Origin of the sequence: Chitinophaga lutea, assembly GCF_003813775.1 — a bacterium.
GTDB lineage: Bacteria > Bacteroidota > Bacteroidia > Chitinophagales > Chitinophagaceae > Chitinophaga > Chitinophaga lutea.
Genome location: NZ_RPDH01000003.1, coordinates 508,164 through 523,702 on the forward strand (window position 1 = coordinate 508,164; position 15,539 = coordinate 523,702).

The 15,539-nt window shown below is 57.3% G+C and carries 5 protein-coding genes; 4 read left to right on the forward strand and 1 reads right to left on the reverse strand.

Annotated features, from left to right (window positions below):
• The first annotated feature begins 31 nt into the window (after positions 1–31).
• The 4 genes from EGT74_RS25185 to EGT74_RS25200 all read left to right on the forward strand — a co-directional run bounded on the left by EGT74_RS25185 (position 32) and on the right by EGT74_RS25200 (position 7,115).
• A complete protein-coding gene (locus tag EGT74_RS25185; RefSeq protein WP_123849381.1) occupies positions 32–2,830 on the forward strand; it encodes a hypothetical protein in 2,799 nt (932 codons plus the stop codon).
• A gap of 9 nt (positions 2,831–2,839) precedes the next feature.
• Positions 2,840–5,116 carry an FAD-dependent oxidoreductase gene (locus tag EGT74_RS25190; RefSeq protein WP_123849382.1) on the forward strand — a complete coding sequence of 759 codons (2,277 nt, stop codon included), beginning with the start codon at positions 2,840–2,842 and terminating at the stop codon, positions 5,114–5,116.
• Positions 5,117–5,245: 129 nt separating this feature from the next.
• Entirely contained in the window at positions 5,246–5,656 is a 411-nt protein-coding gene (locus tag EGT74_RS25195) for a DoxX family protein (protein WP_123849383.1), read from the forward strand.
• 187 nt (positions 5,657–5,843) lie between these two features.
• Positions 5,844–7,115 carry an acetyl-CoA hydrolase/transferase family protein gene (locus EGT74_RS25200; protein ID WP_123849384.1) on the forward strand — a complete coding sequence of 424 codons (1,272 nt, stop codon included), beginning with the start codon at positions 5,844–5,846 and terminating at the stop codon, positions 7,113–7,115.
• 14 nt (positions 7,116–7,129) lie between these two features.
• On the opposite strand, the gene EGT74_RS25205 is transcribed toward EGT74_RS25200, so the two are convergent.
• Positions 7,130–15,517, reverse strand: coding sequence for a hypothetical protein (locus EGT74_RS25205; RefSeq protein WP_123849385.1), 8,388 nt, complete (start codon positions 15,515–15,517; stop codon positions 7,130–7,132).
• Positions 15,518–15,539: the final 22 nt, after the last annotated feature.

A 15,539-nucleotide genomic window follows, 5' to 3' on the forward strand; every position in this document is an offset into this window, starting at 1 on the left:
AACGCACTTTATGAAAAACGGATCTCCACGTATGATAACCTGTCTTTTGTTGCTGAGCCTTGGCGCACAGGCGCAGGTACGCGTGTCGTCCGGCAGCGAAGGAGTTAAGATTACATCGGCTGGTCGTACCTACACATTTACGCCCGCTTTCCGGATCCTGTATAATGCCGCCGATCCCGCGATGGCGCTTAAACCGGCCGGCATCCGTAAAGTAGAATACAATGTGCTCACCTGGAAAGTGACAGACAGCAGCAAAGCGGATTTCATTCAAAAGAAAGTCAATGCCTCGGTGGCCGGCGACGGATTCGACGACCGGATTCTGCGCGCGAAAAGCGAGTGGCGCACGGCCAGTATTTACAACGCGGGCGAAAGTGTATCACTGCAGGCGAACGGTTTCCGGCAAAATAAAGACACTGTATTTTTTTCATATCCATATACCGATGGTTCGCTGAGCGCTTACGTGGCGCTTTCAGCGAAACCATACCCCGTATTGCATTTTACCTTCAGGCCGGGCAAGAGTGGCTATTACAGCATCGGTTACACCGGCGCGCCTGCTTTCACGAAAGAACAGGTTGCCGGCCTCTGGCAGCCGCTCATCTGGCAGGAGAAACGGGTGCCTGATGCGGCGTATCTCACCCCGGCATTCATGGCGCCGCTGCCGCTCACCATGGTGAACGACGGCCGCAATACGCTGGGCGTACTCGCCTCGCCGGAACATCTGCCCTTCCAACCTTTGCCCATGCTGCCCAACAGCCAGTTCGGTGTTGCTGTTAGAAACGAAGAAGGTAAGCTGCAGCCGCAGGTGTATGCGCCCATCCCCGGTGGCGCCGGTTCGCACATGAGCAAAGGCGATGTGTTCTCTTTTTCCATGCAACTGGTTGCCGAACCGCAGGATATCACCCATACTTACCAGCATATCGCGCAAAAGATATTCGGTTTCCGCGACTACCGCCGCAACGATATTGCTTCGCTCAACACGGTGCTGGATAATATGACGGCCTATGCGATGACGCACTACGCCTGGTTTGTAGACAGTCTCAAAGGGTTCGCCTATTCTACCGATGTACCGGGCGCCGTAAAAAACGTATCGAGCCTCAACCCGCTGGAATTGGCCCTGGTGCGTGACGATTCGGTGATGTTCGAAAAACGGGCCTATCCGCTCACGGAGTTTATGCTCAGCCGGGAGAAATTCCTCTTCAGCCTCGACAGCCTGCAGAAAATACAAAGCCCCTCCCGCCGCCTGAAAGGTCCGGTAGCGCCGCTTTCCGAGCTGGGCGCCCTTTATGCCGTATTCGGTCAATCCAATTCCTTTTACCTGCGCATGATGGAGCGGGAATACAACACGGAGCGCGTACGTAACCTCGACGTGAAAGAAAAAGGCGCCAGCTGGATAAACGCCATGCATCTCTATAAAGCCACCGGCAAACAGGCATATCTCGCCGCCGCCAGAACGAAGGCAGACGAATACCTGCGGCAGCGGGTGCGGCAGCCGCAAACGGCATTCAACGATCCGTTCGCAGGCAGTTTCTTTTTCTGGCCGGCCTACACGAACCGCTGGATTGAACTAAGCCAGCTGTACGAGCTGACGGGCGATACGGCCTATCTTAACGCGGCCGTTCAGGGTGCGAGGAATTACACCATGTTTACGTGGATGGGCCCGAAGATACCGGACAGCAGTATCACCGTGAACAAAGGCGGCAAAGCGCCGATGTACTGGTACCTGCGTTCGAAAGGCCATGCGCAGATGTATTATCCTGAAGAACAGGCGCCGGCGTGGCGTTTGTCGGAAATCGGCCTGACCCCGGAGTCTTCCGGTACGTCCACCGGCCACCGCGGCATCTTTATGACCAACTATGCACCCTGGATGCTCCGCATCGGGTATTATGCGAAGGACACCTTCCTGATGAACGTTGCGAAAGCGGCGGTGGTAGGGCGGTACAGGAGCTTTCCCGGTTATCATATCAACACGGAAAGGACCACCGCCTATGAGCAGGAAAACTTTCCGCTGCACGACCATAAAGCACAAAGCGTCAATTCATTCCACTATAACCACATCCTGCCGATGGCGTCGATGCTGATCGATTACCTCGTGACGGATGCGTTCGTGAAAAGTCGCGGACAGATCAGCTTCCCGGCGGAATACATCGAAGGGTACGCGTACCTGCAGAACAAGTTGTACGGCAGCGCGCCCGGTAAGTTTTATAACGTCGAGGGCGCACAGCTGTGGATGCCGGCAAAGCTGTTGTCTGCCACCAGCAAGGAACTGAATTACATTGCCGCACGCAAAGGCAACCGGTTGTTGCTGGCATTTACGAACCAGAGCGCGGCGGCAGCGGAGAGCGGTATCACACTGAACCCCGCGTTGGTAAAAACTGGTGACGGAACGCGCATCACACCGCTCAACGGCGTGAAGGCGGCAGGGAAGGGGAATACTTTCCGCTTCACCGTACCGCCGAACGGCATCGCGGTGTTTGCGGTGGAAAACGTAACGCCCGTTGTACAGTTCCAGGATAAGATACTGGCAACGGCGAAGGATAACGGGAACGACTACGCGGAAATCCCGACGGGCCGGGCCAAAGCCCTGCTGTTTAAGCTGGGCGCATATGGGCGGCGGCTGTTCGTGTACCTGGAAGACGATGATAATCAGTGGCGCAGTGTGCGCCTGCATTATACCGATGCGGCCGGCAAAGAGCAGGCGCTGCACGATACCGCCTACCCGTTCGAGTTCACCGTGCCCCTGCAGCGGGCGTACCCGCTGCAATGCCGGCTGACACTCACCAGGCCGGATGGCTCCGTTGTAACAAGTGAAAAAATAACCATAGGCAATTAAAAGACTCATATGATAAAGCTGGAAGCGACCGGGCGCCGTTCATTCCCGGAAAAAAACATTGTTGTTGACCTCGTGATCACCGGTGGCGGCCTCTCCGGCGTATGCGCCGCCATTACCGCCGCGCGCCAGGGACTGAAAGTAGTGTTGGTGCAGGACAGATCTGTGCTCGGCGGAAACGCCAGCAGTGAAGTGAGACTGTGGATCCTCGGCGCCACCTCGCACATGGGCAATAATAACCGTTGGGCCCGGGAAGGCGGGCTGGTAGACGAAATACTCGTGGAAAACACCTACCGAAACCCCGAAGGCAACCCGGTGATCTTCGATATGATCCTGCTCGATAAAGTGGCGCAGGAGCCCAATATCACCCTGCTGCTCAATACCACGGTATATGAGGTGCAGAAAAAGAACGACGCCGAAATCAGTGCGTTAAAAGCGTTCTGTAGCCAGAACCAGACGGAATATCTCCTCAGTGCGCCGTTGTTCATCGACGCTTCCGGCGACGGGGTGGTGGGTTTCCTGGCCGGCGCTGCATTCCGGATGGGCGCCGAGAAAAAAGAAGAACTCGGGGAGCTGTTTGCCCCCTCTGAAGAATATGGCGAACTGCTGGGCCACAGCCTGTATTTCTACAGCAAGGACACCGGCCGTCCTGTAACGTTCACCCCGCCCGCCTTTGCGCTGGATGATATTACGAAAGTGCCCCGCTATCGCAGCTTCAACGCGAAGGAATACGGCTGCAAGCTCTGGTGGATTGAATATGGCGGCCGGCTCGATACCGTGCACGACACGGAAACCATCAAATGGGAGCTCTGGAAAGTAGTCTACGGCGTATGGAACCACATCAAAAACTCCGGTGAGTTTCCCGAAGCGGAAAACCTCACGCTGGAATGGGTGGGCATGATACCCGGCAAACGCGAAAGCCGCCGCTTCGAGGGGGATTACATGATGCGCCAGCAGGACATTGTGGAACAGCGCGAACATGAAGATGCCGTGGCCTTCGGCGGCTGGTCGATCGATCTGCACCCGGCCGACGGTGTGTTCAGTGAAAAACCGGGCTGCAACCAGTGGCACAGCAAGGGCATCTACCAGATACCGTACCGCTCCCTGTACAGCCGCAACATCAACAACCTGCTCCTGGGCGGCCGCACCATCAGCGCGTCGCACGTGGCGTACGGCTCCACCCGCGTGATGGCCACTGCTGCCCATGTAACGCAGGCGGCGGCCATGGCGGCGGTGCTCTGTAAGGAAAACGGGCTGCTCCCCGCCGACATTATCCGCAAAGGCTATACGAAAGAACTGCAGCTGCGCCTCCTCCGTACCGGCCAGTACATCCCGGGCCTGCGCTACCAGTCCCCGCTCGATCATGCTGCAACCGCCACTATTACGGCCAGCAGCGAGCTGGTGCTGAACGAGTTCCCCGGGCAGCCCCTGCTCAAGCCGCTGGAGATTTCCGTGGCGCAGATGATCCCGCTGGCCGCTGGCAAAGTGCCGGAAATGGCTTTCCACGCGGAAGCAACGGGCAACACCACACTGGAAGTGGAATTGCGCGTCAGCGGCAAAAACGGCAATCATACCCCGGACGAAACCCTCGCCCGGCAAACGATACAGCTGCACCCCGGCAGAAACTGCCTCCGCCTGCAATTCAACGCGGAGATGAAAGCAGCCGGATATGCATTCGTTACCTTCTTCAAGAACCCGGCTGTGCTGCTCCACTTCACCGACAAACGCGTCACGGGCATCTTGTCTGTTTTTAACACGGTCAACAAAGCAGTATCCAACTACGGAAAACAAACTCCGCCGGAAGATATCGGCATGGATGCGTTCGAGTTCTGGTGCCCGCGGCGCCGCCCGGAAGGCCATAATGTGGACTTTAAAGTAGCGGAAGGTCTGAAGATGTTCAGCCCCGAGAACGTGCGCAACGGCCTGGAAAGGCCCGTTTCGCAACCGAATGCCTGGGTGGCCGGCTGGGACGACCCGAAGCCCGCCCTCACCTTGTCGTGGAACGAGCCGAAAGCCATCAGCGACATCGAGCTGTTCTTCGACACGGACTATGATCATCCCATGGAATCGGTATTGATGACGCACCCCGAAACAGCGATGCCTTTCTGCGTCAGGAAGTACCGGGTGAAAGACGAGGCGGGCAACATCCTGGCGGAAAAAACGGACAACTACCAGGCTTACAACCGTATTCAATTGGCCGCCCCGCTGCATACCCGCAGGCTGGTGATCGAAGTGGAGCACCCGTCTGACAAGGTGCCGGCGGCAATTTGTGCGGTTAGGTGTTATTAATTAATGGCGGTTACCGGGGAAACGGAAAATGTCAGAATCACCCCCCTGGAATGTCGCGAACACCGACCATCGCGTTCATGGATTGATCCTAAGTTTGTACCATCAACACAAACACTAAAAAAGATTACCATGAAACCGAAAACAATTAGAATAACGTATTGGATCGCCACCGGCATTTTCGCATTATTGATGATCGCGGACGGCATCGCCGGCGTTACCCGCCAGCAGGCAGGGATAGACGCAATGGGCATGCTGGGTTACCCGGTGTATTTCCTGAGCATCGTGGGCGGCGCCAAATTACTGGGAGCCGTGGCCATCCTGCAGAACAGATTCCGCCTGATCAAGGAATGGGCCTACGCGGGATTTACCTTTAATTTCCTGGCGGCCTCTGTATCGTGGGCATTTGCCGGATTCGGCGCCTTCGAAACCACCTTTCCGCTGATCATCCTGGGCATCATGTGCGTCCCGTATTTTTTCTGGAAAAAATACAACCGCGTGCAGCACGATAAAGGGTATTCATCGGACTTCGCCATCGCTTAACATATTTTTCGGGATAAAAGGCCGCGGCCCGCTGGTGCAATACCGGCGGGCCGCACTGTTTTCCTGAACTTATCCGCCGCACGTCTTGTTGTGGATTAGGCCCGGCGATGACGGCCGTCATCTTTCGTGCCCGCCGGGCAGGGTAATTTTATAAATCGTATATTATAAAATAAAATCGTCAGCACCCATGCATTATCAATCGGCGGAAGAAGCAGTAAAGGTGGTCCAAAGCGGCCAGCGCGTTTTTATTCACGGCAGCGCGGCAACCCCGCTCGCCCTGCTGGATGCCCTGTTCAAACGCGGCCCGGAATTAAGGAATGTAGAACTGGTGAGCATCACCACCCTGGGCGATGCGGCTTTTAATAATCCGGATTTCGGCCGCAGCTTTTTTATGAATTCCCTGTTCGTATCGAAAAATGTACGGGATTTGGTGAACAGTCCGCATGGCGACTACGTGCCCATTTTCCTCAGCGATATTCCCCAGCTGTTCGAAAAGGGCGTGCTGCCGGTGGATGTGGCGCTGGTGCATGTGTCGCCGCCCGATAAACATGGCTACTGTACGTTCGGTACTTCGGTAGACATTGCCCGCTCCGCGGTAAAATACGCCCGCCACGTCATCGCGCAGGTGAACCCGCGCATGCCGCGCACACATGGCGACGGCATCATTCATGTGAGCCGGATCAATGCTTTCGTGGAAAGCCGCCAGGAATTGCCGGAAGTGAGCTACCAGCGGCAGATCAGCGAAACGGCGCTGACGATCGGGCGTTATTGTGCGGAATTGATCGAAGACCGCTCCACCCTGCAAATGGGCATCGGCGCTATCCCTGACGCGGTGCTTTCGTGCCTGCATAATCACAAAGACCTCGGCATCCACACGGAAATGTTTTCCGATGGCGTGATTCCCCTCGTGGAAAAAGGCATCGTGACCAACAAATACAAAAACAAACACCGCGGCAAAATCGTGACCGGCTTTGCCATCGGCACCCGTAAACTCTATGATTTTGTAGACGATAATCCCATGGTGGCCTTTCTCGATATCGACTATGTGAACGATACCAAGGTGATCCGTACCAATCCCAGGGCGGTGGCCATCAACTCCGCCATCGAAATCGATATCACCGGCCAGATCTGTGCAGATTCCATCGGCACTTACCAGTATTCCGGCGTAGGCGGCCAGATGGATTTCATGCGGGGCGCAGCTTTATCGGAAGGCGGCAAGCCCATCATCGCACTCAACGCCATCACCAAAAGCGGCGCGTCGAAAATAGTGCCGTTCCTCAAGGAGGGCGCGGGCGTGGTGACCACGCGGGCGCATGTGCGGTATGTGGTCACGGAGTTCGGGGTAGCCGACCTGTTCGGCAAAAACCTCCGGCAACGAGCACGGGCGCTGATGAACATCGCCCATCCCGATCATCACGAATGGCTCGATAAACACATCACCGAACGCTTCGGCAGTTAGCTGTTATCACTCCATCAGTCAGACAAATTGCTCAGCAGCAGGTACAACGGCACCTGCAGCACGGGCCGGCTATTGTCGTCCGAAAATACCGTCAACGCGAAAGTGAATTGCCCGGCGTTGCTTTCCGGATCATGCCCTTTCAGCCACAGATCGAGTGCGCCGGCGATAATAGCCGCCATGGCCGCGCCATGATCTTTGGCCGTAACGGTAGCGCTGGGCAGCAACAACACCGGCAATTGCACGTTGAAGGCGGCATTCGCCATCGTGTACTGGTATTCCGCATGGAACTTGATCAGCAGATCGGCGCTCACATCCTGCATGAGCGCGGCGAACAGCTGGGTTATGTTGTCCAGCATCGTGCGCACCTGTGGTGCGGGGAATATGTTGCTGTTGATGGTAGACACATCTACCGCCTGGTTGCTGCTCAGCAGCGGGATCAGCCGGTCGTAGAACCGTATCCACGGTGTTTGATAGATGAACCTCGGGTTGGTCGGCAGCCACTGCCCATCACGATCCTGCAACAAATACTGGTTGCGTATCACGCTGGCGCCGGCCCAGCTGTTCTGCAATTGCAGGATGTCCAGCGGGGTCATGCGCACCGTCCGGTCGGGCTCCGTATTGCGGTCCGCAAACAGGAGGTAATCGCCATCCTTGTTTTTATACACGTACGTATTGTCCGCACCGCTAACCGCTTCGGCGGTGTACCCATCGATATCTACTGCAGGCATCATCGCCAGGGGATTGCCGGCATCGGCGATCACGGTCACGAGCAAACGTTCCGTATCGGTCTGGGCGCTTTCGGTGATGATATACGACAGGGTCACGTCTGCCAGCGGCAACTGGCGGGCGGCATTGGACCTTTTGACCGCCTTGCGCGGGTTCACCTGGTTCCAGTTGCTCCATGCCGTAGCCACACCGGACACGATGGTCAAAAACGCCTGCACGGCATTGTTGGCGGCCTGTGCGGTGCTGTTATTGTCTTGGACGTCCTGCGCGGTCAATGGCAGCAGGTAGGTCAGGAAGTCGGCGTGAATGGCGTCGTACACCGCCATGAACTGCGCCAGCGCCTGGTCGAGCGTGGGCGTATCATCGAGGGCTTTTCTTCTCGCGGCCACATTCGAGAGCGGTACGTTGAACTGCACCTGCGTATGAATGGTATCCTGCGCGGCGGAGAGGTTCTGGTACGTGTACCGGTAGTTCCATGTTCTCACCTGCGGAATGGTGATAGGCGGCACCGCTCCGTCGTTCACCGGGTATTCGGATGCCTGTGAAAGGATCGACGGCGGGGTGGGATAGGCCCGCAGCGGCACGGGAATGTCTACCGGGCCGATGTCTCCCATCAGCGGGTCGAGCGGTATGATGAAGGTGAGCCACGATGACGCGAGGTAGCCGGTGATGCCCGGTACGGTATGAATGTCGCGCTCGATATGGCTGACGTTGTAACGCATCTGTTTGAATGAGAAACTGCGGCTGGCGGCCATATCCCGCGCTTCGAACATGTACGTCAACCACGAAGGGCCATTGCCGAGCGGCACCTTGGCGGTGGAAAGCGTATACTCGGTGCTGGCGGGATCCGTGATGGGCAGCGACGGATCGGTGCCTTTCATGGAACCATAGAGTTGCGGTACGTACGGCGCTTCGGGCGGCTGATTGTTGCTGCCTTCCCAGCCGGAGTTGATCGTCACCGGTGTTTGTACCGCCGCCGTATAACGATAGGCGTTCGCCAGCGCAATCAGCGTGAGTTGTTTCCATTTGTCCTGCGCATTGCCGATGTTGGCTTTCGCCGTGCTGCCGGGCGTGATGATATAATCGATCGTTCCTTCTATCGCTTCCGCCAGTTGCTGTTTCTGATCCAGCACCTTCTGCAGCGTAACCCCATTGTCCAGCAAAAAGGCCGGCACCGCATAGGCGGGGCTCAGGAAGGCGTCTGCCGCTTCGAGGAACTGCAGTCCCCAGCTGTCGAGGTCGATGCTGCTGAAATGCTGCGTCACCGCCGCCCCGGAAGGATATGCTTTCCCGCTGCTGTAAGGCGATATGCCGGCATTGAAAGTGAGCAGCGTATTGGCCAGCGGGATGGGCGCGTAATAAAACACGGCACTGTTATCGAACGTATACCGGATGCCGCTGGCCCCGGTACTATCCATCCGCACCACCCACAACGCAGGCAGGTTGTCCGGGCCGGCCTGTTGTGTACCGGCAGCTACTTTCAGCAGAATGCCTTTTGTGGGCTGGTCTTTAAACGCGGCTTCAAACAACTGGGCAAAGGGCGTAAGGGAGAGGTAGCCGGAGTCGGTATCCGCGGTTTGTCCGCACGGCACGCCCTGCGACTGCGGTGGCACCGTAGTACCGGCACTGGCCACGCCCGGCGTTTGCGCAAAGGCGGGATCAACATGGGCCGTGCGTTCCATGGTTACCGACAGGGTGAGCGGGAAGGTGTCCGAATAGGCGGCAATCGTGGAAGGCTGCACCGCTGAAGTGAGCGTATACGGTACCGGCACGCCGGAAACACTGCTACCGGCCAGAATGCCTTTCAGGTACGCGATGATTGGCTGTACCAGTTCGCTGCTCAGCCTGCCGACATCGATCGTTCTTTTGCTGCCTCCGGGAGCGGCTTCCGTGCCATCGATGGAGCAGTTGAAATACATCGCCATATCGGCGCCCAGCTGGTAATACAACCGCATGTAGGTCTGGAGGTCGATGGATGCCCGGTCTTTGGCGCTGTCGCCTTTGTAGCGGGAGGTGTCGAAACAGAAACTGAGCTGTATTTCCGGCGTGCCGTCCGGGTTGCCGAACTGATAATACACGCTCATCGACGGCCATTGCGATACGGCCGCGATCTGGTCGGTGTACAGCAATGCCATGCCTAACGTCAAGGGCGATACGTTGCTCATGGGCATGTTGCCGAACATATCCTGCCAGTTGAGCTGCATCTGCACCGTGGTGCCGGTCCCGGCGTAGGGGTTGGGATAGTCCTTATCGGTGCCGGACGCCTGCACGTATTTGTAGTAAGGGATCACCGCGGAATAGTTCCAGGTGTCTTCCGGCAGGTCGAGCGTTTTGCCGGCGCGCAGGTCGGCGATCTGCTGATCGTCGAGCGAATCGGCCGGGCCGGTGGGCAGCAGGTTCTGGTAAGCGCTGATACCCGGCAGCAAGGCGCCCAGCAGATTGAACTGGTTTTGCAGGTACACCTGGTCTTCCGCGATCGTCGGCGGTAACTTGGCGGGGTTGTATTCCCCGGGATTGTTGCGCAGCACAGAGTAACCGACGGTGCCCGCCGGAATGCTCGCAATACGGGTGATGATGTTGGCGCTTTGCGCGTATACGCTGGTTTTGGAGGTGTCGATCCCGTCGCCGGTAATCACACTGTTTACGAACGATTCTACCGGCAGGGTTTTGTACGTGATCACCAATGTGAGCATGGCGGTGCCGTCTTCATTGAACAGGTAGTCCGGCAGGCCGCTGCCGTCGTCCGCACGATAATAAACATAATACCCGCCTGAGCGCACGATGCTGTTTTCCCACAGCAGCTGGACGAAGTTGCCCGGCGTATTCAGCGTATTGTAACCCGTTGCCGCCACGGCTTTGGCCGCCATCATGGATGGATGTGTTTCCGTGCTCAGGTTTGCCTGTACGATGGCGAACTGCACCGCGCCGTTGGCTGCAGACACGAAACCGCCCGTGCTTGTATCGACAGGGTTGGGCTGGAAGAGCAGCTGCACCTGGTCGATAAACGCATCACTGCCATGCTGCTGGTCCTGGATGTAAGTCAGCAGGTCCTGCAGCAATATCACGCCGGCATCGTCGGCGCCGGTGAGGTTGAACATGTTGCCTGCCAGCGGTGTACCTGGCGCCAAGCCCGCCGTTATTTTCTGCGCGGTAATGGTGATGGCGGTGCCCCAGCGGTATTGCGAAACCGTCCCTTTTTTGTTGGTGCTGCCTTCCGGGGTGATGGTCTGTATGGAGAAGGGCAGCGCCTGGCCGGCATGCGCGGCGAATACGGCCGTCAGGTTGGCCGGCACCAGCCACAATACGGGCGGGTTTTGCAGGCCGGGGAAATATTCCCCGGGGTAATGCCATTGGGCGGGACTGTTCAGCGTAAAAGACTGCGGCGCATCGGTGTAGTTAACGATGGCCGACGGGGAACCTGCCTGCAGCGAAGGTTGCAGTACGATGTTGCGCATGTCGTTGATGCGCTGGATCTCATCGTTATTGATGGTCACCGTGAGCGTATCGCCGGTAACGCCGTTGAAGGTGATCCAGGTGTCGGCCGCCTGTTTGGTCAGCAGCACGGAGTAGGCTTCGTCTTTCGCGAGATTGGCCGGCAGGGGGAATTGTTGCCCCGTAAGCAGGTAGAGCGGCGTGATCGCCCCGGCAGACGCATCCGGCGGTGCGGGGAGGCGCAGGCCGTGCAGCAGGAAGCGCGAAGCCATGCCGCCTATTTCACTGGTATTCGCTTCGGTGATCACGGCGTTGACGAGATCCACCGCTTTCATCGTCGTCTTATCGTTGTCCTGCATGTAATCGAGCGCATCCTGCAATACCGATTTCGCTACCAGCGCAATAAAATCCGTGAACATAAACGTGGGCATGCTCAGGTTGGGCTGCACTTCATAGTTGGGGTCGCTTACCTGCGTGCAGTCGTTACCGTAGTAAGCGGCCGTCAGCGCGTTCTCCGCGTCGATGCTCAGCATGCGGAGCAGGGCGGTGATATCGGTCACGTAATGGGAGTCGCCCGTCATGCTCTGCGTGGCGAAATTCACCAGCGGGCCTTTGGTGCCTTTGTAATCGGTCTGCAATTGCAGCGCGGGCAATGCCGGGAACACGGCCGCCTGCAGATCCTGCTGGGTGGCCGGGTCGGCGGCGGTAATCTTTATGGAGAAGAATGTTTTCAGGAAACTCAGGATGTCATACTGTTTGCTGTTCTGGTAGTTGAAAGGCGCCACGTTATCGGGCCGGTTGGAGAAATAACAGAGCAGCAGCGCCAGCTGGTCGGCCGTCACTTCCTGTTCATTCAGCCAGCTCAGTTTGATATCCGTTTTGCCATTGGTGAGCAATGCGCTGATGCACCAGTACAATGTACCCGTGGCCAGCGCTTTCACGCCATTGACAGTATTGGCAATTCCCGCGTCCGCCGTATCGATGTAAAACATGGCGCTGTACTGCGGGCCGGGCGTGCCATCCCCGGAGAGCGTGAGCTGCGGGATGAAATAGAGGTCCAGCAGGTAAGTGGTGCCGGTATCCGGCGTTACCGGTTGCCAGCAGAGCGTTACCGGCGTATCCAGCAAACGGCGGCGTTTGGCGGCGGGCGGGAGTACGCACTGGTTCCACATCGCGTCCTGTGTATGGTTTTCGCCGATGACAAACGCGGCTTTGACCATTGCCTTGAAACTGAGCGATATCCTGATCTTGAACAGGCCCAGATTGATGGTCACCTTCAGCGAAACGGATACGCCGGCTTCGAAAGTAATGGGTATTTCCATGTAGCTTTCGATGGTGATGCTCACGTACACATACGCGAGGATATCCACGCGCGCGGAAATGATCGCGAAGTTCACTTCCCCGTAAATATGCCCAACCAGCCCGAATGTGCCCTGCAGCTTGTAGTAGATGTCGTCCGTCAGCGGTTCGCCATTGGCCCTTTTCAAGCCCTTCGTGGGCCTGAAAAATGCCAGCACACCCTGGAAGATGCCCACGGCGGTGAGGTACAGCCCGGCTTTCAGAATGCCCTCGTCGACCGTTTTGCCCACGCCCAGTTGCAGCCCCAGCCCGAAAGATATCACGGGGTTGAAGATGCCGCATTGGGTAGTGGGTATATTGGTGGCGGTAGCGCCGCTCAGGTAACCGAAATAGAATCCGCCCGCCCCGATAAAAGGAAATACCTGCACGGTAAAGGAACGGGAGAAGTCGGTGATGCTGGCGGGGAAACCGAAGTCGAGGTAAAAGTTGCCGTTGGTGTAGATCTTGATCCCGATCAGCGGCAGGGTGATGGACACCTCGCCGAATTCAAGATGCCTGAATTCATCGGGCAGCTGCAGGTCTATCTGATAAACACCGATGCTGTCGTTGACTTTTTTGTACAAAATCTCGAAATACAGGTTGCCGAAATACTCCGCCGTTTTATCGACGGAGATCATCATGCCGTACAGTTCCGGGTCGTTGAACACGGCGGCGAGGCGGTAAAACTTGGCGACGGTGAAATCGGCCCCCATCAGCCAGTGACTGTTCTGGTCGAAACTGAGCGCACCCGCGCCGTTGGGTTTGATGGGCACGGTGTTAGGCTGGCTGTTGGTATCGGAAAAAGCGGACCGCATCACGGTGATGGCCGTCTGGATATTGTTGATGTTCTGCGGCTGGGTGAAAGCGACGTGCTGCCCCATGCCGAGGAAGTGCAGGTTGAAGAACTGGTCGCCCATGCCCGGTACGCCCGGCATGTTGCGCACCTCGCTGCCCTTGCCTGCCAGCGGCGCCGTGTCCGGATTGCCGCTGTCGATTTTCATGCCGAGGAAACTGCCTTCGAATCCGAGGTACACACCGGTCTCGTCTTTGGTAAGCGTCACGGCGCTCACTTTCAGGAACCCGAGGTCGATGTTGCTCTGGTAAATCACCTGCATGCTGTCTTTCGACGTATCGTTCAGGTTGCGGACGTACTGCAGCGACAGCCCGTTGAGGCTGATGCTGTTCAATACCTTCCACGGCGCAGACAAAGTGAAGCCGGGGTCGAAGGAGGCGATCAGGTGGGTGATGATATCGCCGAGCGACATGCTGCCGAACGTAATGGTAATGATGTCCTGGTTCTTCACACTGTCGTGCACGTACTTGCAAACGATGCCTTCCCATTCCAGGTACACTTCCGTGTCCGGCGTGCCGAACTTGTAGCCCACTTTGAACAGCATCCCGAGGAACAGCGCTTCTCCGGCGATGGTGCCGGATGTTTTGCCGTTGCTGTAAACAATGTCTACGCTGGCTTTGAGGTTCAGGTTAAAACTGTTATAGTTCAGCGTCCACAGCACTGAGCCGCCCGTATTGTAGGTGGCGGGCTTGCCGGTGCTGCTGTTGGGCACATTGGCGGTGAGGTAGAGGTTGCTGACGCTCAGGCCCACGCCGTTCACCCACGACGGCAGGTTTTCCATGCCGAAGGGTTTCAGGAAGGTGAATGCAATGTCGATGAGCGATATCTGCTGGTCCGCGCCGGTTTTGGCGCCGTAACTCCAGCCGCTGCCGTCGTAGCCGGCAAATACGGTGAGGTCTACGCCCTGGTCGGGCAGTTTGGGGCCGATGTGGAAGGTGCCGCTGAACTGACCCGTAGTGCTGCCCTGCTGGCTGCTGATCATCAACGCCAGCGCCGTCAGCGTCAGCGAAAAATCATTGTTGACGGTGAGGAAGGTCCAGTCGGCCTTCACGCCGCAACTGATGCTGTAACTCTGTGACGAAGGCGCCACCTGCATGCTGAAGCTGGTGATGGCCGATTGCAGGTCGAGCGTAACATCGGGGAGGAACATCGTCACCAGGTCGCCGAGCTGTATCTCGCCCTCGGTCAGCGTTACGCTTGCTACAAAGTTCGGAACGGTAGCGGAAACGGTCAGCGTATTGGAACCCGCCGGTCCGATGGTGAAATTACCGGTGATGGTAAACGACACGGTGCGGTTTGCGGGGTCGCCGGGGGCGGTCACAAAACATGCGATGCTGATGCCGGTCACGGCCAGCTTCGGCAGCAGCTGCCATTGATAAGTGGGAGAGGTGCTGATGGTAAGCCCGAAATAACTGATGGAGGACGCCGTTGCATCGTAGAGGATATCGATCTCTTTCAACCCCAGGTCGGTGAGGGTGCTGAAAGGCTGCGGTAACAACGTGGTCAGGTTCACGCCGCCCACCAGCTGGAAGAAATTGGAGATGCTGGGATAGGGATCGAGAAAGTTACCCTGGAACAGCCATTTGTTATCGACGATGGGAAAGGCCATCCTTACTTCCAGCGTAGTACCTGCTTCAATCTTTCCGCTGACCCAACCCGTCACCGGCAAAGGCGATTCCGGCGCCGTCACCATGAAGGCAGGATCCTTCACGGCAAACCAGTCCACGCCCGGCAGGCCCAACTGCTGGCCTACAGGCGCCAGGTCCAGTTGTGCGTACAGGATGCTCTGGTTGAGGTGCAGCCGGATTTCGGAAGGAGCGGCAGCGAACGTGAACGAATCCGTGGTGCCTTTGATCAGGATGGTATCGGCATCCGGCATGCTGAGCGCCGCCTTGTCGATGATCAGTTGTTTGTCCGGCACAATCTGCGTATAGGCGCTGGCGATACCAGGCAGCTGCAGGGTGGCGGCGGCCGAAATAAACGGCAGCTGATCCTGGCTGTTCACCTGTTGCTGGAATCCTTCGTACAGTTGTTGCAATTGCTGCGGCGTCATAACATATCGGTTATTAAGCGAA